Origin of the sequence: Muricoccus radiodurans (assembly GCF_050154705.1) — a bacterium.
GTDB lineage: Bacteria > Pseudomonadota > Alphaproteobacteria > Acetobacterales > Acetobacteraceae > Roseomonas > Roseomonas radiodurans.
Window position 1 is genome coordinate 2,547,616 of record NZ_CP189561.1, and the last position, 18,376, is coordinate 2,565,991.

An 18,376-nucleotide genomic window follows, 5' to 3' on the forward strand; every position below is an offset into this window, starting at 1 on the left:
ATCAACGGATCAGGCCGCAGACACCTCCTCCACCCCGCACCAATCGGCGATGAAGGCGGCGATGGAGAGCGTCGTCTGCCGCAGCGCCTCCAGGTTCGTCCGCTCATCGAAGGCGTGCGCGCCTTCGCCGCGCGGGCCGTAGCAGAGGGCCGGCGTCGCGAAGTAGCGGCCGTAGTAGCGCGTGTCGTTCACGGCGGTGGAGCGGCGCTCCTCCATCGGCGCGCCGAAGACCTGCTCGTGGGCTGCGCCCAACACGCGCTCTGCCTCGCTGCCCGGCTCCAGCACGTAGCCATCGGCCTGGAAGCCGTGCCAGGTGACCTCGGGCGGGTTGTTGGCCAGGAAGTTGTCGCCGGCGCGCGCCGCCTCGATGCAGCGCTCCACGCCCGCCATGACCTCGGCCACCTCCATGGTCGGCAGCAGGCCGATGCGGCAATCCACCTCGCACCACGCGGGGGTGGACGACGCCCAGTCACCGCCACGGATGATGCCGGGGTTGAACTTGATCGGGCTCTTGACCTCGCCGTACCAGCGGTCTCCCTCGGCCGCGCGGTTCAGTTCCACCGTGTGCGCCTGCAGGGCCTGGATCAGGTGCATGGCGGACAGGATCGCGTTCGTCCCGGCCTCCGCCATCATGACGTGCACGGGCACGCCGCGCACGCGCAGGCGGAACCAGAGCGTGCCGGTGTGGGCGCGGGTGATGGTGCCGCCGGTCGGCTCGGGGATCAGGGCCGCGTCGGCGCGATAGCCCCGCAGCAGGGTCGCGAGCGCGCCGTTGCCGGTGCTCTCCTCCTCCGTGACGGTCTGCACGTGCACGTCGCCGGCGGGGGCCAGGCCGGCGGCCTTCAGCGCCTCCATGGCGAAGATCATGGCGGCCACGCCGGCCTTCATGTCATGCGCGCCGCGGCCGTACAGCCAGCCGTCGCGCACCACGGCGGCGTAGGGAGGATGGGTCCACATCTCCGCCGGTCCTTCCGGCACCACATCGATGTGGCCCTGCAGGATCAGGCTGCGGCCGCCGGCGTTGCGCGCGCGGCGCGTGCCCACCACCTGCACCGATCCGGCCGGATCCACGTCCACCATCGGCGCGGCCTTTGGGTGCGAGGCCATCGGTACATCCGCGAGCGTGAAGCGGTCCACCTGATATCCCCTTCCCGCCATCCACCGCGCGATCCAGTCCTGCAGCGGCGCCTCCTGCCCGCGCAGGCTGGGGAAGCGGACGATGTCGCCGAGAAAGGCCACCTCCGCGTCGAAGCCGGCGTCCACCGCACGGCGCAGGCGGTCGAGGAGGGCGGGATCGGGCATAACAGCGTCCTGTTCCAGTTTGCGCGATGGTGATCCCTGCGGAGCGAGGGCGCCAGCGGGGCGCCGGGATTGTTGTGCAGCGGCGGATCAGACGCTTCCCACACCGCACGCCGGCCCCCATCTCACCATCATGATGCGCGCCCTTCTCCTCGCCCCGCTTCTCCTCGCCGCCTGCGCGACCGGCCCGACCTTGCCGGAACGCCTCGCCACCTATGTCGGCCGCTCCGAGGCGGAGCTGGTCGGCAGCCTCGGCGTGCCGGTCCGCACCTATGACGCGGGCGGCCAGCGCTTCCTCCAGTTCGAGGAGCGCCGGAACGTCGCGATGCCCGGCGACACCTTCCTCTACGGCCGCGGCCTCTACGGGGCCCGGGCCTGGGTCGGGTCTCCCGCCGCCTACGTCCCGGTCCAGTGCGACCTCACCTTCGCCCTGCGGGCGGGCCGGGTGGAGGGCTTCTCCTATCGCGGGGATGGCTGCCCGGCCCACGCCTCGCTATAGGGCGGGGATGCGCCGCGCCCTCCTGCCCACCCTGCTCCTCCTTGCCGCCGCCGTCCCGGCGGCGGCCCAGACCACGGGCAGCCAGCTGCGCGGCCCGATCATGCCGGAGCAGCGTCCCTCCTCCGGGCCCCGCACGCCGCCGCCCGCCCTGCCGGGCCTCGCCGGCCGCCGTGCCCCGGAGCCCATCCCAGCCGAGACGCCGGGCGGCTCCCTTGCCCCCAACGCCGCGCTGTTCGATGCCATCAACCGCGGCGACATGGCCGCGGCGCGGGAGGCGATGGGCCGCGGCGCCGACCTCAACGCACGCAACGCCCTCGGGCTGACGCCGGTCGACGCGGCGGTGGACCAAGGCCGCAACGAGATCGCCTTCTACCTTCTGTCCGCCCGCGGCAGCGCCGGCAGCGGCCCGACCGTCGCCCCGCGGGAGCCCGCGGCGCGACCGGGTCGCCAGGCGCGCGGCCGCCGCGGCGCCCCGGCGGAGGCCGAGCAGGCCGGGTCCGACGACGGCCCGGCCCCGCCCTCCCCCATGGCGGACGACGTGCCGCGCAGCCTGCCCCGCAACCTGAGCGACCCGCCCCGGGGCGGCGTGCCGTCCAGCCCCAGCACGCCGCTGGCCGCCGGCGCGACGCGCGCGCGGCTCTTCGCCGGCGACGGCGGCACGCCGCGGCCGGAAATCGGCTTCCTCGGCTTCGATGCCGGGCGGCCGGCCGGTGCCGTGGCCCCGGCCGAGGCACGGGCCGCGACCCGCGCCCGCCCCCGTCGCGGCTGGTGAGCCGCCAGCCCGGCTGATCCGCCCGCTGTCCGACGCCGCTCCGCCCGCCGCCTTCATTCTCTTCGCCACGGCCGGCACGAACTGCGCCCTGCCGCGCGAGGCGGTGCGGGAATTGTTGCCTCTCCCGCGGCTCGACGCGCCGCCGGGCCTGCCAGGGCCGCTGGCGGGCTTCATGAACCTCGGCGGCACCGCCGTTCCCGTGCTGGACCTCGCGGCGCTGCTCGGTGCCGGGAGCACGCAGATCGGTCCCTATGCCCACCTCCTGCTGCTGGCGGGTCCGCCGCGGGCGCTTCTCGTGGACCGGGTGCTGGACGTGTGGCCCGCCGGCGGCGTCCCGCCGCGCCCGGTCGATCCGGCCCACTCCCTCGGCGGCCTGATCGTCGCGGAGCTGGAGTCCGATGGCGGGACGGCGCACCTGCTCGATGCCGGCCAAGTGCTTCTCGCGCAGGAGGCGGCGATCCTGGCCGACCTCTCGGCCACGGCGCAGCGGCGGCTGGATGCCTGGGCGGGCGCACGGGGATCGCCGGACGGGTCCGCGTGACCCCGGGCCGCGGCCTGCCCGCCGCGCCCGATGATCCGGCCTTCCCGCGCCTGAAGGACCTCGTGATCGCCCGCACGGGCCACCACTACTACGCCGACAAGGACGCCGCCTTGTGGGAGCGGCTGTCCCGCCGCATCCGCGAGACGGGGGACCGCAACGGCACGGCCTACCTCGCGCGTCTGCAAGGCCCGGCCACCGCCGCCGCGGAATGGGCGGCGCTGGAGGCGGAGGTCACGATCGGGGAGACCTTCTTCTTCCGGGACGCGGGCCAGTTCGCCGCGCTGCGCGACACCATCCTGCCCGACATCCTCGCCCGCCGGGCGATGGAGCGGAGCATCCGGGTCTGGAGCGCGGGCTGCGCCACCGGGGCGGAGCCGTATTCCGTGGCGATCCTTCTCCGCCGGATGCTGGGCGACCTCTTCGGCACGTGGCGGATCGGGATCCTCGGCACCGACATCAGCGAGGCGGCGCTGCGGGCCGCGCGCCGCGGCCGGTTCAGCCCCTGGGCGCTGCGCGGGATGGACCCCGCCGAGCGCGAACGCGATTTCATCCGGGACGGAGAGGCCTGGCAGCTCCGGCCCGAGCACCGCGCCCTCGTGCGTTTCGAGCACGGCAACCTCCTCTCCCTGCTGGAGGAGCCGGCGCCGATCGATCCGCTCGCCTGGGACCTGATCCTCTGCCGGAACGTGCTCATCTACTTCCACCACGACACGGTGACGCGGGTGGTGCGCGCGCTCGGTGCGCGGCTCGATCCGGAGGGCTGGCTGCTGCTCGGCCATGCGGAGCCGAATCCGGCCTTCGCCGAGTTCCTGCGGCCGATCGCGCTGCCCGGCGCCACCGCCTGGCGCCCCGGCGTGGCGGAACCGCCACCGCCGCAGCCTCCGCCCATCCTGCCGTGGCCCGCATGGACCCCGCCTCCCCGGCCAGCGGTGCCACCTCCCGAGCCCCGGCCCGCACCACGCCCCACCGCGCCGGCGCGTCTTCCGCCCGCTGGCCGGGCCGTGCGGGACGCGGTCCGCGCCCAGGCCGACCGCGGCGAACTCGAGGCCGCCCGCCGCACCCTGCGGACCGCGCTGGCCGCGGCCCCGACGGAGCCCGCGCTGCACTACCTCGACGGCATGGTGTCCCTCGCGGGCGGCGATGCCGCGGCGGCCGAGGCCGCCCTGCGCCGCGCCCTCTACCTCGACAAGGGCTTCGTCACGGCGCACTACCAGCTCGGCCTCCTGCTGCTCGCCACGGGCCGGGCGGAGGCGGGGCGGCGATCCGTCGCGAACGCGGTGCGGCTGGCCCGGGCCCTGCCCGGCGAGACGGTGCTCGAGGAGGGCGATGGCATGACGGCGTCGGCACTCCTCCGGCTCGCCCGCTCCCACCCCTGGGCGCCCGAGGGCTGAGGCATGGCCCTGCGCCTCCTGCCGGAACCAGGCGCGGTCGGCGCCCTGGACGGAGACCGGCTGCACCGGCTGCTGGACAGTCGCGCCCGGGCCCTCGCCGCGCGGACCCCGCCGCAGCACGGGGCCGAGGGCGAGCCCGTCCTTCTCCTCATGCTGGGGGCCGAGACCTACGGCCTGCCCCTCGCGGCCGTCGCGGAGGTGCTGCCCGCCGCGCCCCCCTCCCCCATCCCGGGCGCCCCGGCCGCCGTGCTCGGCCTGCGGGCCCGGGCCGGGCGGCTCTACAGTGTGCTCGACCTCGGCCTCCTGCTCGGGGGCGGGGCCGGAGAGGCCGGGGCGATCCGCCACGACGTGCTGCTGCGGCCGCTTCCGGCCCGGCCGTCCCGCCGGCTGGCGCTGCGCGTGGACCGCGCGGAGGCCACCGCCCGTCCGACGCCGATCGTCGATTCCGGGACCTCGGCCGGGTCGGTGGCCTTCAGGGCCGCCCTGCCGGCGGAGGGTGCGCCGCTGGTCGCGGTGCTGGACCTCGAACGCCTGTTGCGGCCCTATCTCAGCACCGAGGGGCGGCGTCCGTGACGCGCCCCCGCCGCGCGTGGCCGCCCCACCGCCCGAACGCCCAGCCGGGAGCCTGACCGCTTGTCCATCGTCAACCGAACCCTGCTCGGCTTCTCGCTGCTCGTCCTGCTCATGGTGGGTCTCGGCGTCTATGGGCTGGGACAGCTCGAGAGCGCGGTGAACACCACCCAGGGAATCGTCGCGCGCGACGTCGCGATGCTCCGTCAGGTCACCAGCCTGCGCGAGGCGCAGATGGCGCTCCGCGACGTGCGGTCCGGCGCCCTGATCCGCTATGTCGAGCGGCTGACGCCCGGGCCGGAGGCGACGCGCCTTCCCGCGATGGATGTCCTGGCCGCCTGGGCCGAGAGCGGCGGGCGGACCGAGCGCCTGATCGCCGAGATCGCCGCCACGGCGCAGCGCTACGCCGCGACCGCCCTCGTGCCCGACCGCATCGAGAGCTGGCGCCAAGTCGCTGCGGCCCTGAGCCAGGCCACGGGCCAGCTCCAACAGATCCGCGCGCGGGGAGAGGCGAAGTTCCGCGCCATGGCGGCGGGCGACACCGCCGCCATCTTCGCCGCCGAGCAGCCGCTGGCCACCGCCACGCGCGAGCTGGACGCGACGCTCGACCGGGCCGAAGACCTGCTGAACGGTGTGATCACCGCCGGCCAGCGCCGCGTGGCCGAGATCTACGAGGACAGCCGGATGTCCATCCTCGTCGGGCTCGGCGTCGCCGTGCTGCTGAGCATCCTCGTGTCCGTCCTCGTCCGGCGGGCGATCACGGTGCCGCTGTCCGATTTCACAGCCTTCGTGCAGCGCGTGGGGCGCGGCGACCTGACCGGCGCCGCGGCGGCGACGGGCCGCGACGAGATCGGCCAGCTCGGCGTCACGCTGAACGGCATGGTGGAGGGGCTGCGGCGGCTCGCCCACCAGAACCGGGAGGCGACCGTCCGGCTGGACGCCGCGACCGCCGAGATCCGCGCGAGCACGCAGGAGCAGGCCGCGAGCGTGGAGGAGCAGCTCGCCGCCGTGCAGGAGACCGCGGCAACCGTGGACGAGATCACCCATTCCGGCGCGCAGATCGGCAAGCGCGCGCAGGAGGTGATCGCCGCCGCCCAGGCCACCGTCCGCACCAGCGACGCCGGCCTGCACGCGGTGGAGGAAACGGTGCGCGCGATGGACGGCATCCGCGAGGGGGCCGAGCGCGCGGCCGAGAACATCGTCGCCCTGTCCGAGAAGACCCAGGCGATCGGCGAGATCACCGCCACGGTGAATGACATCTCCGAGCGCGCCCACCTGCTGGCGCTGAACGCCGCCATCGAGGCGGCCGCCGCCGGCGAGGCAGGGCGCAGCTTCACGGTGGTCGCGGCGGAGCTGAAGTCGCTCGCCGACCAGGCGAAGGAGGCTACGGCGCAGGTGCGGGCCATCCTCGGCGACGTGCAGCGCGGCATCAACGCGAGCGTGATGCTGACCGAGGAGGCGGTGAAGCGCTCCGCTGCTGGGCGGGAGCGCACCGCCACGACGCAGGAGTCGATCCGGGAGATCACCGCCCGCGTGCAGGAGGCGGTGCAGACCTTCCAGCAGATCGTCGCCAGCACGAACCAGCAGCAGCTCGGCATCGAGCAGGTGATGGGCGCGCTGACGAACATCCGCCAGGCGAGCCAGCAGACCGCGACCGGCACGCGGCAACTGGAGCAGGCAGCCGGCAACCTGGCGGAGCTGAGCCGGGAACTCGTGACGCTGGCGGGCCAGTACCGGACCTAGGCCGCCGTGTCGGACTTCCGGCAGGAGCTGCTGGCGGCCTTCGCCGCCGAGCACCGGGAGCACCTCTCGGCCATCCGCGCGATCCTCTCGGCCGCGGAGGACGCGCCCGCCGATGCCGCGACGCTGCGCGAGGTCTTCCGCCGCGCCCACAGCCTGAAGGGCGCCGCCCGCGCCGTGGACCTGCCCGACGTGGAGGCGGTGGCGCACCGGCTGGAGGCGATCCTCGGCCCGGTGATGGAGGGGGCGGCGCCGCTGGATCACGCCGCCATCACCCGCCTGCACCGCGGCCTGGACGCGATCGAGGCCAGCGCCGCCGCGGCGGCGGCCGGCGCGGCGCCGCCTGCGGTCGAGGCGGTGCTGGCCGCCCTGGACGCGCCGGCCGGCGTGTCCGTCACGGGGCCGCCTCCGGCTCCGCCGCCGGCGAGCCCGTCCTCCCCACCGCCCTCGCCGCCGGAGCGTCCGGCCGGCCCCGCCGACGACGCCTTCGTCCGCGTGGAGACGGCGCAGTTGGAGCGTCTCTCGAGCGCGGCGCACGAGCTCCTCGCCCTCATGCAGCGCGGCGACGAGACGGCGTCCTGGCGCGAGGTGGAGGCCGGGCTGCGCGGCCTGCGCCGGGACTGGGAGGCGCTGCGCGCCACCCTGGCGCCCGATGCCGCCCACGAGGCCCGTCCCAGGGGCTTCGAGGCGTCGCTCGCCGCCCTCACGCGCCGCGTCGGTGCCCTGGCGCGCGGGGGTCGGGACGCCGCCGACACGCTGGACCGCGCCGGCCGCGCCCTGCGGGAGGAGGTGGAGGCCGTCTCCCTCGTTCCGGCGGAGACCGTCTTCGGTGCCCTCGGGCGCGCCGTGCGCGAGATGGCGCGGGAGGCCGGCCGCGACGTCGTCGTCCGGCTGGAGGGGATGGAGGTTCAGGCGGAGCGCCGCACGCTGCAGGCGCTGAAGGATCCGGTATTGCACCTCCTGCGGAACGCCCTCGGCCATGGGGCCCGGACGGATGGGGAACGGGGGGAGATCGGCCTGCGCGTCGCCGCCTCCGGCGGACGCTTGCGGGTGACGGTCTGGGACGACGGGCCCGGCCCGGACCTGGCGAAGCTGGAGGCCGCCGCGGTTTCCCGGGGGCTGCTGCCGGCCCGCGCGCCGGGGGCGCCGCCCCCCTCGCCGGCCCGGGTGCTCCGCATGGCCTTCGAGGCCGGGCTCTCCACCGCCGAGGGGGTGGACCGACTCCAGGGCCGGGGCATGGGGATGTCGGTCGTCGCCGAAGCGGCGCGGGCGATGCGGGGCGGGGCTGCGATGCGCCGCCGCGCCCCGCGCGGGACGGAGGTGGTGCTGGAGCTGCCCTTCGCCACGGCCCGCCAAGCCCTGCTGCTGCTGGAGGCGGGCGGCCAGGTCTTCGCGCTTCCCTCCTCCGGCGCCGCGGGCCGGGGTGTCGGCGTGACGGTGGGGCCGCTGCTGGACATCCCTCCCCGTACCCTCGCGCGGGCGGAGGGCCGCCCCGTCGCCCGCCTCACGCTCGACGGCGCGGAGGCGGTGGTGCCGATCGTCCCCCTGACCTCCCTCCTCGGCCTGGAGGAGGTCGCGCCGGGCGGTGCCTCGACCCCGGCCGTGCTGCTCACCCGCGGCACCACGCGGATGGCGCTCGCCGCGACGGCGCTGCGGGACGTGCGCAACCTCGTGGTGGGGGAGGTGGACGCGCCGGGGGTGGATGCGGCCCTCGTCTCCGGCGCGACGTTGCTGGAGGAGGAGGCCATCGCCCTCGTCCTGCGGCCGGACGGGCTGATGAGCCGCTGGCAGGCAGGGGACTGGCGCCCGCTTCCGGCCGTGCCGCAGGCGGAACCGGAGGCGGCGCCCGCGGCCAAGCGGACGGTCCTGGTGGTGGACGACTCCATCACGACCCGCACGCTGGAGAAGAGCATCCTGGAGGCGGGCGGCTACCGGGTGGTCCTGGCGGTGGACGGGCAGGACGCGCTCAACTTGCTGCGCGCGGGGCTCGGTGCCGTTGACCTCGTCCTGGCGGACGTGGAAATGCCCCGGCTCGACGGGTTCGGGCTTCTCGCGGCGATGAAGGCCGACCCCCGGCTGGCCGCCCTGCCGGTGGTGCTGATGACCTCGCGCGACCGACCGGAGGACGTGCGGCGGGGCATGGAATTAGGGGCGGCGTCCTATCTGACGAAGCAGGGCTTCGACCAGGACGCGCTGCTCGCGACCATCGGCCAGATGATCTGAGAACCCGAACGGAACCCGATTGAGCGAAGTCCCCGTCCCGCGCCGCATGCCGATCAGCGCGTCCCGCACCGCCCCGGGAACGTCCCGGACGGCGCCGGTCCGCGTGATGATCGTGGAGGACAGCGCCGTGGTGCGGCAGCTCCTGTCCCACATCGTCGCCCGCGACCCGCGGCTCGACCTCGTGGCCGCGGTCGGCACCGCGGAGGAGGCGCTGGCGGAGATCGGCCGCATCCAGCCCGACGTCGTCTCGATGGACATCCGCCTGCCCGGGATGGACGGGCTGGAGGCGACGCGGCGCATCATGGCGGAGCACCCGACCCCGATCGTGGTGATCGCCGATGCCGCGGGCGCGGCCGGCACGCGCCTGTCGATGAACGCGCTGCGGGCCGGCGCCCTGGCGGTGGTGGAGAAGCCCTTCGGCCCGGCCAGCGCGGGCTATGAGGCGATGGCGGACGCCATCGCCACCCAGCTCGCGATCATGAGCCAGGTGCCGGTGATCCGTCGGCGGCCCCTCGCCGCGATGGGCCGTCCGGCCGAGGCTCCGGCGCCCGATCCGGCGCCGCCCTCCCTCGTCGGGATCGCCGCCTCCACGGGCGGGCCGCCGGCGCTGGCCCGGGTGCTGGGCGCGCTGCCCGCGGGCTTTCCGGTGCCCGTCCTCCTCGTCCAGCACATGGGAGCGCCCTTCATGGAGGGCTTCGCGGAGTGGCTGAACGGCATCGTGCCGCCCCGCGTGATCCTGGCGCGGGAAGGCGCCGTGCCGCGGCCGGGCGAGGTGCACGTCGCACCCGGCGACCGCCACCTGACCGTCTCGCCCGGCGGCGTGCTGCGCGTGCTGGAGGAGCCGCCGCCCGGGCTGCGGGCGACGCCGGGCCAGCGGCCCTCGGCGGACGTGCTCTTCGGCTCCATGGCGCGCTCGCTCGGCCCGCGCGGGTTGGGCGTGCTGCTCACCGGCATGGGGGAGGACGGGGCCCAGGGCCTGACCGCGCTGCGTGCGGCGGGCGGCCTGACCATCGCGGAGGATGAGACGACCGCCGTGGTCTACGGGATGCCGGCGGCGGCGGTGCGCATGGGCGGCGCGTCTGCGAGCCTTCCGCTGGAGATGATCGCGCCGCGGCTGCTGCGCGCGGTGCAGCCTGCCGGCCCCGGGGCACCGGCTTGAGCGCCATCGCTGCAGCCCCGCTGGCGCCCCGGATCCTCCTGGTCGAGGATTCGGACACCCAGGCCCTCCAGCTCCGCCGCATGCTGGAGGCGGAGGGCTTCGCCGTCACCCGCGCCGCGACGGCGGAGGCGGCGCTCGAGGGGCTGAACGGTCCCCTGCCCGGCCTCGTGATCGCCGACTACCACCTGCCCGGCATGAACGGCGACGAGCTGGTCCGGCGGATCCGCATGAATGTCCGCGCCCGCGCGCTGCCCGTGCTGATGCTGACGGATGTCGCCGACGACGAGGGCGGCGCGCTGGAACGCCAGGGGCTGGAGAGCGGCGCCGACGCCTACGCGCCCAAGTCGGCCGGTCGGGAGCTGATCCTGCTGCGGCTGCGCGCCCTGCTGCGCCGGGAGATGCCGCATGGCGGCGCGGACGACGCCGCGGAGGAGGTGCCCGGCTCCGCCGCCGGATTCCGCCGCGCCAGCCTGCTGCTGGTGGATGACAGCCCGACGCATCGGCTCTGGCTCTCGGCCCTGCTGGCCTCGGACGGGGAGCAGGTGGAGGCGGTCGGCGCCGCCGCGGCGCTGGAGGCGGCCGCCCGTGCGGGCGATCCCTGGGACGCGGTGGTGCTGAACCTCTCCGGCCTCGGCGCATCCGGCCTGACGCTGCTGCGCCGCCTGGACGCCCTGCGGAACGAGGGGCGCGGCTTCCGGATCGCCGTCCTCGGCCCCGCGCGCGAGACGCCCGCCGCCTTCGAGGCCGGGGCCGACGACGTGCTGCCGCCGGAGGCCGCGGCGGAGGCCATCCGCCCGCGCCTGCGCGCCCTGGTCCGCCGCAAGCTGCTACGGGAGGAGAACAGCCGGATCGAGGCGGAGCTGCGCGAACGGGCCCTGGCCGCCGAACGGGCCCGTGCCGAGGCCGCCGCGGCCGAGTCCCGCGCCGCGCTGGCCGACGCGCTGGAACGCGCCAATGCGGAGCTGGAGGCGACGAACCGCGCGCTGCGCGACACCCAGGGCAAGCTGGTCCAGGCCGCGAAGATGGCCTCCCTCGGCGAACTGGTGGCGGGCATCGCGCACGAGATCAACAACCCGCTCGCCTTCATCCTGGCGCATCAGGGGACGGTGGAGCGGCTGCTGGGCCAGCTGGCGCCCCGCGTGGCCGGGGACGCCGAGTCCGCACGGACCGTGGAGAAGGCGGTCACCCGCGCCGGCTCCATGACGCTCGGCCTGAAGCGGATCCAGGAGCTGGTGCAGAACCTCCGCAAATTCTCCCGCCTGGACGATGCGGGGACACAGGAGGTGGACGTTCCCGAGGCGATCGGTACGGTGCTCGTGCTGCTGACCCACAAGCTGTCTGACCGGATCGTGGTGGAGAGGCGACTGGACGCGCCGCGCCTGCTGCGCTGTTCTCCTGCCCTTCTGAACCAGGTGGTGATGAACGTCATCGGCAATGCCGCGGACGCCATCACGGCCGCGGGGGTCGCCGGGGGGCGTATTCTGATCGAGACGCGGGCGGAGGACGGGGACTACGTGATCGCCGTCTCGGACAATGGTCCGGGCGTGCCGGAGGCGATCCGCGCCCGCATCTTCGAGCCCTTCTTCACGACCAAGCCGGTCGGGTCCGGCACGGGCCTCGGCCTGTCCATCGCCTATGCCGTCGTGCAGCAGCACAAGGGCAGCATCGCCGTGGACGATGCGCCGCATGGCGGCGCCCGCTTCACCATCCGCGTCCCGGCGGAGGCGCGCACATGAGCGAGGCGCGCGGCACCATCCTGCTGGTGGACGACGAGCCGGAGATCCTGACGGCCCTCACCGACCTGCTGGAGGACGACTACGACGTCCTCTCGACCACCTCCCCGGCCCAGGCCCTGGACATGCTGCGGGACGGGGCGGCGGGGGAGGTTTCCGTCATCCTCTCGGACCAGCGGATGCCGGGGATGACGGGCGACGTCTTCCTGGAACGGGCCCGCGCCCTCACGGACGCGCAGGCCATCCTGCTGACCGGCTACGCCGAGCTGGAAGCCGTGGTTGGCGCGGTGAACCGCGGCCGCATCGCGGGCTACGCCGCTAAGCCCTGGGAGCCGACCGCCCTGCGCGGCATGGTGGAGGGCGCGCATGAGCGCCACCGCCTGGCCCGCGCCCTGGAGACCGAGCGGACACTGCTCCGCGGCCTGCTGGAGAACACGCCCGACCTGCTGTCCTTCAAGGATGCGGAGGGGCGTTTCATCCGACTGAACGAGGCCAAGGCCCGTTCGCTGGGCACGACGGCCGCCGCCGCGCTGGGACGCCGGGAGGCGGCGTTCCTGCCGCCCACCAGCGCCGCGCAGTTGACGCGGGCGGAGGAGCTCGCGGCCCAGGCCCCGCAGGAATCCCTGGAGGAGCGGCCCGCCGAGGACGCGCCGACGCGCTGGTTTCACGTCAGCCGCATTCCCCTGCGGAACGGCCTGCTCGTCGCCATCGAGCGGGACGTGACCGAGGCGCGGAAGATGGAGGCGCGGCTGCGCCAGGCCGACAAGATGCAGGCACTGGGCACCATGGCCGGCGGCGTCGCGCACGACTTCAACAACCTGCTGACGGCCATCCTCGGCTCGTTGCAGCTGGCGGGGCGGCGCGTGGGGGATAACCCGGCCCTCATCCGGCTGCTGCGCAACGCCACCCTCGCGGCGGAGCGCGGCTCGGCGCTCACCCGGCGGCTCCTCTCCTTCTCCCGCCAGCACGAGCTGGCCCCGCGCACGGTGGAGGTGAACGGGCTGATCCGCGGCATGGGCGACCTGCTCGCCCGCACGCTCGGCGGCACGGTGGAGGTGCGGCGGGAGCTCGCGCCCCAGCCCTGGCCGGCCCAGGTGGACCCGGACCAGCTGGAGCTCGCCCTGCTGAACCTCTGCATCAATGCCCGGGACGCGATGCCCGGCGGCGGCGCCATCACCCTCGGCACGCGTAACGCGACCGTCGCGGAGGGGGAGGTGGCGGAGCTGCCGGCCGGCGACTACCTCGCGGTCTCCGTGGCGGACCAGGGCACGGGCATGTCGCCGGAGGTGCTGGCGCGCGTGTTCGAGCCCTTCTTCACCACGAAGGAGGTGGGCAAGGGGACGGGCCTCGGCCTCTCCATGGTCTATGGCCTGACGCGCCAGTCCGGCGGCTCCATCACCATCGAGAGCACGCCGGGCGAGGGCACGCGCGTCACCCTCTACCTGCCGCGCGCGACGGACACCGAGACGGACGAGACCGGCGAGGAGCCGGCCATGCCCCCGCCCCAGCCCGCCTCTCGCGTGCTGGTGGTGGACGACGAGGCCACGGTGCGGGAGGTGACGGCCGGCTTCCTCTCCGACCTCGGGCACGAGACGCTGGAAGCGGCGGACGGCGATGCCGCCCTTCGGATGCTCGAATCCGACCCCTCCATCGCCCTGCTGGTGGCGGACTTCGCGATGCCGCGCATGAACGGGGCGGAGCTGTCCGAGCGGGCCCGCGCCATGCGCCCGGGCCTGCCGATCCTCGTGGTCACGGGCTACGCGGAGCTGGCGAAGCTCTCCGCCGACATCCCCGTCCTGCACAAGCCCTATCGCCAGCAGGACCTGGCGGAGCACGTGGCGGTGCTGCTGGAGGCGGAAGAGGCGCGGACCGACGCCTGATCCGCTACTTCAGCTTGATGTCCAGCCGCACCACGTCGCCGCGGTAGATCCCGTCCGCCACGAGGATGAGCACGCCGTCCGCATCGGCGGCGGCCCGGTGCACATGCGCGACCGGCGCGTTCAGCGGCAGGTGCAGGGCGGAGGCCGTCTCCACGTCGGCGGCGCCGATGGTCAGGGTCTGGCGCGCCTCCGCGATCTTCACGCCAGGTAGGTGGGAGACGAGGTTCAGCGCGGTCTTGCTGCGCAGGTCCGCCTCGGTGATCAGGGGCGAGAGCCGTTCGTCCAGGTACACGTCGGCCAGCAGGAAGGGCTGCCCGTCCCGCCAGTGGCGGCGCCGGAGGTGGCGGTAGCGCGGCGCCGGCGTGCCGATGCTCTCCGGCACCACTTCCCCGGCGAGGCCGGGCGTGTCGCCGAGGATCTCGATCTCCGCCCCTTCGCGGGAGCGGAGAAGGCCGGACCAGTCCGTCTCCACCTCGCACCAGAGCCCGCCGCGCGGGGTCGCGCGGACGAAGGTGCCCTTGGCGCGGAAGCGCTCGATCAGCCCCTCCGCCTCCAGCTGGTCGAGGGCCTGGCGGATGGTGGCGCGGGCGACGCCGCATTCGGCGGCCAGATCGTCCACGGTCGGGATCTGCTGCCCGAGCTTCCAGGCCCCGGTCGCGATGCGGTGCCGGAACAGGGTGGCGAGCTGGATGTAGCGGGAGACGGCGGAGCGGGAGAGGTCCACGCGCCCCTTCCCGGGGGAAGGGGGCGCTTCGGCAAGGCGGGCGTTCATGGCGTCTTGTCCCATACCCGGAACAACGGCGCGAGCGCCCCCGGTCATCAGGCGGTCGCCGCGTCCCGGAAAGGCCGCCCTTCCCGGAAGGCCGCGATGTCCGAGAGGATTCGGCCGATCATCGCCGCCCGCGTCTCGTTCGTCAGCGCCGCGTAGTGCGGGGTGAGCACGGCATTCTCCAGCTTCAGGAAGCGGGGATCGAGGCCCGGCTCCCTGGCGAAGACGTCCAGGCCGGCGCCGGCGATGGCGTTCGTCTCCAGCGCGTGCAGCAGCGCCGCCTCATCCACCACCGAGCCGCGGGCGATGTTGATGAGATAGCCCTTCGGTCCCAGCGCCTCCAGCACCGCCGCGTTCACCACACCCTGGGTGGCCGGGCTGGCGGGCATGACGAGCAGCAGCACGTCCGAGGCACGGGCGAGTTCCATGAGGTCCGGGACATAGGCGTAGGACAGGTCCGGCTTCGGACGCGGACCGTTCCAGGCGACGGACATGCCCACCCCCGTGGCCTTGCGGGCGATGGTCTGGCCGATCCGGCCCATGCCGACGATGCCCAGCATCTTGCCCGAGACCCGCACGCTGTTCGACATGCGGGCCCCGCCGGACCAGGTGCCGGCGCGCACGAAGCGGTCGGACTCCGCCATGCGGCGGAGCGTCGCGTAGATCAGGCCGATGGCGAAGTCGGCCACGTCCTCGGTCAGCTCGTCCGGCGTGTTGCAGACGGCGATGCCGCGGCGGCGGGCGGCGGGCAGGTCGAAGCGGTCCAGGCCGGTGCCGTTGCAGCCGATGAAGCGCAGGCCGGGGATGGAGGCCATGGTCGCGTCATCCGCGCCCCCCATGCTGGACGTGACGGCGATGCGCAGGCCGGGCTCGGTGCGGTCGTCGGTCAGGTCGTAATGCTTCGCCAGCTCCGTGCGGAGGTCCGCCGGGATGGGGGGCAGGATGAGGATGCGCTCTTTCGTCTCGGACAACGGATCGGTTCTCTCGTCTCAAGCAGGGGTTGGCTGCGCGGCGGCGCGGCGGGCGGCGAATTCGCGTTGCAGGAGCGGGATGGTGCCACCGGCCTTCCAGATCTGCACCATGCGGGGGGAGAAGGGCTTCGCCCGCAACTCCCCGCCGGAGGCGGTGCGGATCATTCCGGTGGCGGGATCGGCCTCCATCACCTCCCCGTCCTCCACCGCCGCGGTGATCCCGGGGCAGGTCATGATGGGCAGGCCGACATTCAGGGCGCGTCGGATGATGCCGGATTCGCAGGATTCCACCACGACCACCGCGATGCCGGACACCTTGATCGCGACGCTGACCTCCACATGGTTGTGGTGGCCGAAGTTGCGGCCGCCCACCACGAGGTCGCCGGGCCGCACCTCCGCCGGGAATTCCGGGCGCAGGCGGCGGAAGCACATGGCGCGCAGGCCCTCCTCGTCGAAGGCCTTGCCGAAGCCTTCCCGCACGATGGAGAAATCGATGATGCCGTCGTCGCCGCAGATGTTGTCGCCGAACTTCCAGACCCGGCCGCGCAGGGTGGTCTCGCTCATGCGGCGTGCTCCGCCAAAAGCGCGCGGGGATCGGTGATCTCCCCGGCCACCGCGGCGGCGGCGACGGCGTAGGGGCCGGCGAGATAGACATCCGCGAGCCGGCTGCCGTTGCGGCCCTGGTAGTTGAACTGCTGGGTGGAGATCAGGACCTCGTGGTCGTTGAGCTGCCCCTGATAGCCCCAGCAGGTGGTGCAGCCCGGCCCGAGCACCGTGGCCCCGGCATCGGAGAAGACCTCCAGCAACCCTTCCCGCGCCGCGGCCGAGTAGATCTCGCGGCTGCCCGGCGTGATGTAGAGGGTGACGTGCCGTGCCACCCTGCGGCCGCGCAGGATTTCCGCGGTCTGGCGCATGTCGTCCAGCCGATTGCCGGAGCAGGAGCCGATCGTCGCCTGGTCGATCCGCAGCCCGGCCAGCGCCTCCACCGGCACGCCGCCATGCAGGTCTGGCGGGCGCGTGACCATCGGCGTCAGGGCGGAGAGGTCGTAGGACGCCTCCAGGACGTAATCCGCGTCCGGATCGGCCTCGGTGATCCAGTAAGGCCTACCCTTCGCGCGGGATTCGACATAGGCGCGCGCCACGTCATCGACCGGCATCACGCCAGTATAGGCGCCGCTGTGGAAGAGCGAGGCGAGGATCGTCTGCCGGTCATCCATGGACAGGCCGGCGATGGCCGGGCCGGTGAATTCCACGCAGCAGCCGAGCAGGCGGTCGGTGGCGCCGAAGTCGCGGATGATCGTCTGGATCAGGTCCCGCGCCGTCACGCCGAAGGGCAGCGCGCCCGTCAGGGTGATGCGCGCGGCGGGCGGCACCGCGAGCCAGTTCTCGTCCTCGATCAGCGAGACGAGCACCTCGGTCGAGATGGGGATGTTCAGCGCGCCGACGGCGCCGAGGCTGGCGATGTTTCCCTCATCCGAGAAGATCAGCAGGCCCGGGCGGGCGAAGCCGTTCTCCACCATCACCTGATGGCGCAGGCCGCTGCCGGGGCCGAAGAAGTTCTCGATCCCCTGCTTCGCGCACCAGTCCTTCAGGGTGCGGTGCGTCTGGTAGTGGTGCGATCCCATGGCGGCCGAGGTGGAGTGGTCGATCACCATCACCGCCTTGTCCGGGCGGGGGATCTGTTCGACGCCGATCTTCTCCAGATTCGCCTTGTGCGTCGGCCAGAAGAGCTCCTGGCAGACGGTGTAGGCGGCGGAGACGGTGACGTACTCCCCCACCTCGACCGCATCGCGCCCCAGCGCGCGGGCGATGACCTTCTGGGCGAATGTCTGGCCTGCCATCGGCGGTGTCCTACTGCGCCCGCGTGCCGGCGGCGCGGGCGACCTCGGCCCAGCGGGTCACCTCCCGCCGGATGTGGTCCATCAGGGCTTCCGGCGTGCCCGGGGCGGGGGTGGCACCCTGGGCGGCGATGACGCGCTGGATCTCCGGATCGCCGAGCGATTCCACCACGGCGCGCCGCAGCACCGCCAGCCGCGCCGACGGCACGGCCACGGGCGCGACGAGGGAGTACCAGTTCTCCAGCTCGATGTCGGGCACTCCGGCTTCCGCCAGGGTGGGCACCTCCGGCAGCGCGGGGAAACGGGCCCGCGTCGTCACGGCCAGGGCGCGAAGCTGTCCATCGCGGATGAAGGGGAGCATCGCCGGCCCCTCCCCCACCATCATCTGGATCTGCCCGGAGACAAGGTCCGTCGTGGCCGGGGCGGCGCCGCGATAGGGCACGTGGACGATGTCGATACCCGTCCGCAGACGCAGCAGCTCCCCTGCCAGGTGCGGCCCGGTGCCGTTGCCGCCCGACCCGAAGGAGAGGCTCCCCGGACGCGCCTTTGCCAGCGCGATGAGTTCGGCGACCGTGCGCGCCTGAACGGAGGGGTGGACCGCCAGGATCTCCGGCACGGTGGCCAGCATGGAGATGGCGGCGAAGTCCCGCAGCGGGTCATAGGGCGGCTGGGGCATCAGGCTGCCGAGGGCGGCGAGGTTGCCGGTGCCGCCGAGCCCGACCGTGTATCCGTCCGGAGGAGCCTTCGCGACGATCTCCAGCCCCAGCACGCCGCCCGCGCCGGGGCGGCTGTCCACGATCACGGGCTGTCCCAGCCGGTCCGTGACGCCGCGGCCGAGGGCGCGGCTGAACGCATCGGCCGGGCCGCCGGGAGCATAGGGAAGCACCAGCCGGATGGGCCGGTCCGGGAAGCGGTCGGCCTGGGCGAGGGCCGGGCTGGCCAGCCCGGTGGCAAGGAGGCCGAAGCCCTTCAGCAATGCGCGGCGCATGCG

The 18,376-nt window shown here is 74.2% G+C and carries 16 protein-coding genes; 10 read left to right on the forward strand and 6 right to left on the reverse strand.

Annotated elements, in window-relative coordinates; all coding sequences use genetic code 11:
* Positions 1 to 9: 9 nt before the first annotated feature.
* The gene (locus tag ACP6CK_RS12530; RefSeq protein WP_426959305.1) at positions 10 to 1,302 is read right to left on the reverse strand and encodes an ArgE/DapE family deacylase; all 1,293 of its coding nucleotides are present in this window, start codon (positions 1,300 to 1,302) and stop codon (positions 10 to 12) included.
* A 130-nt stretch (positions 1,303 to 1,432) separates the two neighbouring features.
* Here ACP6CK_RS12530 and ACP6CK_RS12535 point away from each other — a divergent pair, with 130 nt between their 5' ends.
* The 10 genes from ACP6CK_RS12535 to ACP6CK_RS12580 all read left to right on the forward strand — a co-directional run bounded on the left by ACP6CK_RS12535 (position 1,433) and on the right by ACP6CK_RS12580 (position 13,807).
* On the forward strand, positions 1,433 to 1,798 hold the full coding sequence (locus ACP6CK_RS12535) for a hypothetical protein (RefSeq protein WP_426959307.1): 366 nt from the start codon (positions 1,433 to 1,435) through the stop codon (positions 1,796 to 1,798).
* 7 nt (positions 1,799 to 1,805) lie between these two features.
* Positions 1,806 to 2,570, forward strand: a complete 765-nt coding sequence (locus ACP6CK_RS12540) for a hypothetical protein (RefSeq protein WP_426959308.1) — start codon at positions 1,806 to 1,808, stop codon at positions 2,568 to 2,570.
* Positions 2,509 to 3,111, forward strand: a complete 603-nt coding sequence (locus ACP6CK_RS12545; RefSeq protein ID WP_426959310.1) for a chemotaxis protein CheW — start codon at positions 2,509 to 2,511, stop codon at positions 3,109 to 3,111. The genes ACP6CK_RS12540 and ACP6CK_RS12545 overlap by 62 nt, the downstream gene beginning before the upstream one ends.
* The gene (locus ACP6CK_RS12550; RefSeq protein WP_426959311.1) at positions 3,108 to 4,502 is read left to right on the forward strand and encodes a CheR family methyltransferase; all 1,395 of its coding nucleotides are present in this window, start codon (positions 3,108 to 3,110) and stop codon (positions 4,500 to 4,502) included. The genes ACP6CK_RS12545 and ACP6CK_RS12550 overlap by 4 nt, the downstream gene beginning before the upstream one ends.
* A gap of 3 nt (positions 4,503 to 4,505) precedes the next feature.
* Positions 4,506 to 5,075, forward strand: a complete 570-nt coding sequence (locus tag ACP6CK_RS12555; protein WP_426959312.1) for a chemotaxis protein CheW — start codon at positions 4,506 to 4,508, stop codon at positions 5,073 to 5,075.
* Between the two features lie 60 nt (positions 5,076 to 5,135).
* Positions 5,136 to 6,815: a methyl-accepting chemotaxis protein gene (locus tag ACP6CK_RS12560; protein ID WP_426959314.1), complete on the forward strand. Its 1,680-nt coding sequence runs from the start codon at positions 5,136 to 5,138 to the stop codon at positions 6,813 to 6,815.
* Between the two features lie 6 nt (positions 6,816 to 6,821).
* The gene (locus tag ACP6CK_RS12565; RefSeq protein WP_426959316.1) at positions 6,822 to 9,035 is read left to right on the forward strand and encodes a hybrid sensor histidine kinase/response regulator; all 2,214 of its coding nucleotides are present in this window, start codon (positions 6,822 to 6,824) and stop codon (positions 9,033 to 9,035) included.
* A gap of 106 nt (positions 9,036 to 9,141) precedes the next feature.
* On the forward strand, positions 9,142 to 10,194 hold the full coding sequence (cheB, locus tag ACP6CK_RS12570; protein WP_426959908.1) for a chemotaxis-specific protein-glutamate methyltransferase CheB: 1,053 nt from the start codon (positions 9,142 to 9,144) through the stop codon (positions 10,192 to 10,194).
* Positions 10,191 to 11,930, forward strand: a complete 1,740-nt coding sequence (locus ACP6CK_RS12575; protein WP_426959318.1) for an ATP-binding protein — start codon at positions 10,191 to 10,193, stop codon at positions 11,928 to 11,930. Before cheB ends, ACP6CK_RS12575 begins: the two co-directional genes overlap by 4 nt.
* Positions 11,927 to 13,807: a response regulator gene (locus ACP6CK_RS12580; RefSeq protein ID WP_426959320.1), complete on the forward strand. Its 1,881-nt coding sequence runs from the start codon at positions 11,927 to 11,929 to the stop codon at positions 13,805 to 13,807. Before ACP6CK_RS12575 ends, ACP6CK_RS12580 begins: the two co-directional genes overlap by 4 nt.
* Positions 13,808 to 13,811: 4 nt before the next feature.
* On the opposite strand, the gene ACP6CK_RS12585 is transcribed toward ACP6CK_RS12580, so the two are convergent.
* From ACP6CK_RS12585 to ACP6CK_RS12605, 5 genes are read right to left on the reverse strand one after another with little or no spacing between them, the layout of a single operon-like run.
* On the reverse strand, positions 13,812 to 14,579 hold the full coding sequence (locus ACP6CK_RS12585; RefSeq protein ID WP_426959321.1) for a GntR family transcriptional regulator: 768 nt from the start codon (positions 14,577 to 14,579) through the stop codon (positions 13,812 to 13,814).
* 47 nt (positions 14,580 to 14,626) lie between these two features.
* Positions 14,627 to 15,547 (reverse strand): 2-hydroxyacid dehydrogenase, encoded by a 921-nt coding sequence (locus ACP6CK_RS12590; RefSeq protein WP_426959323.1) that lies wholly within the window; start codon positions 15,545 to 15,547, stop codon positions 14,627 to 14,629.
* An 18-nt stretch (positions 15,548 to 15,565) separates the two neighbouring features.
* Positions 15,566 to 16,111, reverse strand: coding sequence for a hypothetical protein (locus ACP6CK_RS12595; RefSeq protein WP_426959324.1), 546 nt, complete (start codon positions 16,109 to 16,111; stop codon positions 15,566 to 15,568).
* Positions 16,108 to 17,388, reverse strand: a complete 1,281-nt coding sequence (locus tag ACP6CK_RS12600; protein WP_426959326.1) for a 3-isopropylmalate dehydratase large subunit — start codon at positions 17,386 to 17,388, stop codon at positions 16,108 to 16,110. The genes ACP6CK_RS12595 and ACP6CK_RS12600 overlap by 4 nt, the downstream gene beginning before the upstream one ends.
* A gap of 10 nt (positions 17,389 to 17,398) precedes the next feature.
* Entirely contained in the window at positions 17,399 to 18,373 is a 975-nt protein-coding gene (locus ACP6CK_RS12605; protein ID WP_426959328.1) for a Bug family tripartite tricarboxylate transporter substrate binding protein, read from the reverse strand.
* Positions 18,374 to 18,376 lie beyond the last annotated feature (3 nt).

Bases quoted from the DNA above. Each gene is read 5' to 3' on its own strand.
- cheB (WP_426959908.1), top strand. From the start codon at position 9,142: ATGATCGTGGAGGACAGCGCCGTGGTGCGGCAGCTCCTGTCCCACATC.
- ACP6CK_RS12555 (WP_426959312.1), top strand. From the start codon at position 4,506: ATGGCCCTGCGCCTCCTGCCGGAACCAGGCGCGGTCGGCGCCCTGGAC.
- ACP6CK_RS12540 (WP_426959308.1), top strand. From the start codon at position 1,806: ATGCGCCGCGCCCTCCTGCCCACCCTGCTCCTCCTTGCCGCCGCCGTC.
- ACP6CK_RS12530 (WP_426959305.1), bottom strand. From the start codon at position 1,302: ATGCCCGATCCCGCCCTCCTCGACCGCCTGCGCCGTGCGGTGGACGCC.
- ACP6CK_RS12580 (WP_426959320.1), top strand. From the start codon at position 11,927: ATGAGCGAGGCGCGCGGCACCATCCTGCTGGTGGACGACGAGCCGGAG.
- ACP6CK_RS12595 (WP_426959324.1), bottom strand. From the start codon at position 16,111: ATGAGCGAGACCACCCTGCGCGGCCGGGTCTGGAAGTTCGGCGACAAC.
- ACP6CK_RS12535 (WP_426959307.1), top strand. From the start codon at position 1,433: ATGATGCGCGCCCTTCTCCTCGCCCCGCTTCTCCTCGCCGCCTGCGCG.
- ACP6CK_RS12585 (WP_426959321.1), bottom strand. From the start codon at position 14,579: ATGAACGCCCGCCTTGCCGAAGCGCCCCCTTCCCCCGGGAAGGGGCGC.
- ACP6CK_RS12600 (WP_426959326.1), bottom strand. From the start codon at position 17,388: ATGGCAGGCCAGACATTCGCCCAGAAGGTCATCGCCCGCGCGCTGGGG.
- ACP6CK_RS12605 (WP_426959328.1), bottom strand. From the start codon at position 18,373: ATGCGCCGCGCATTGCTGAAGGGCTTCGGCCTCCTTGCCACCGGGCTG.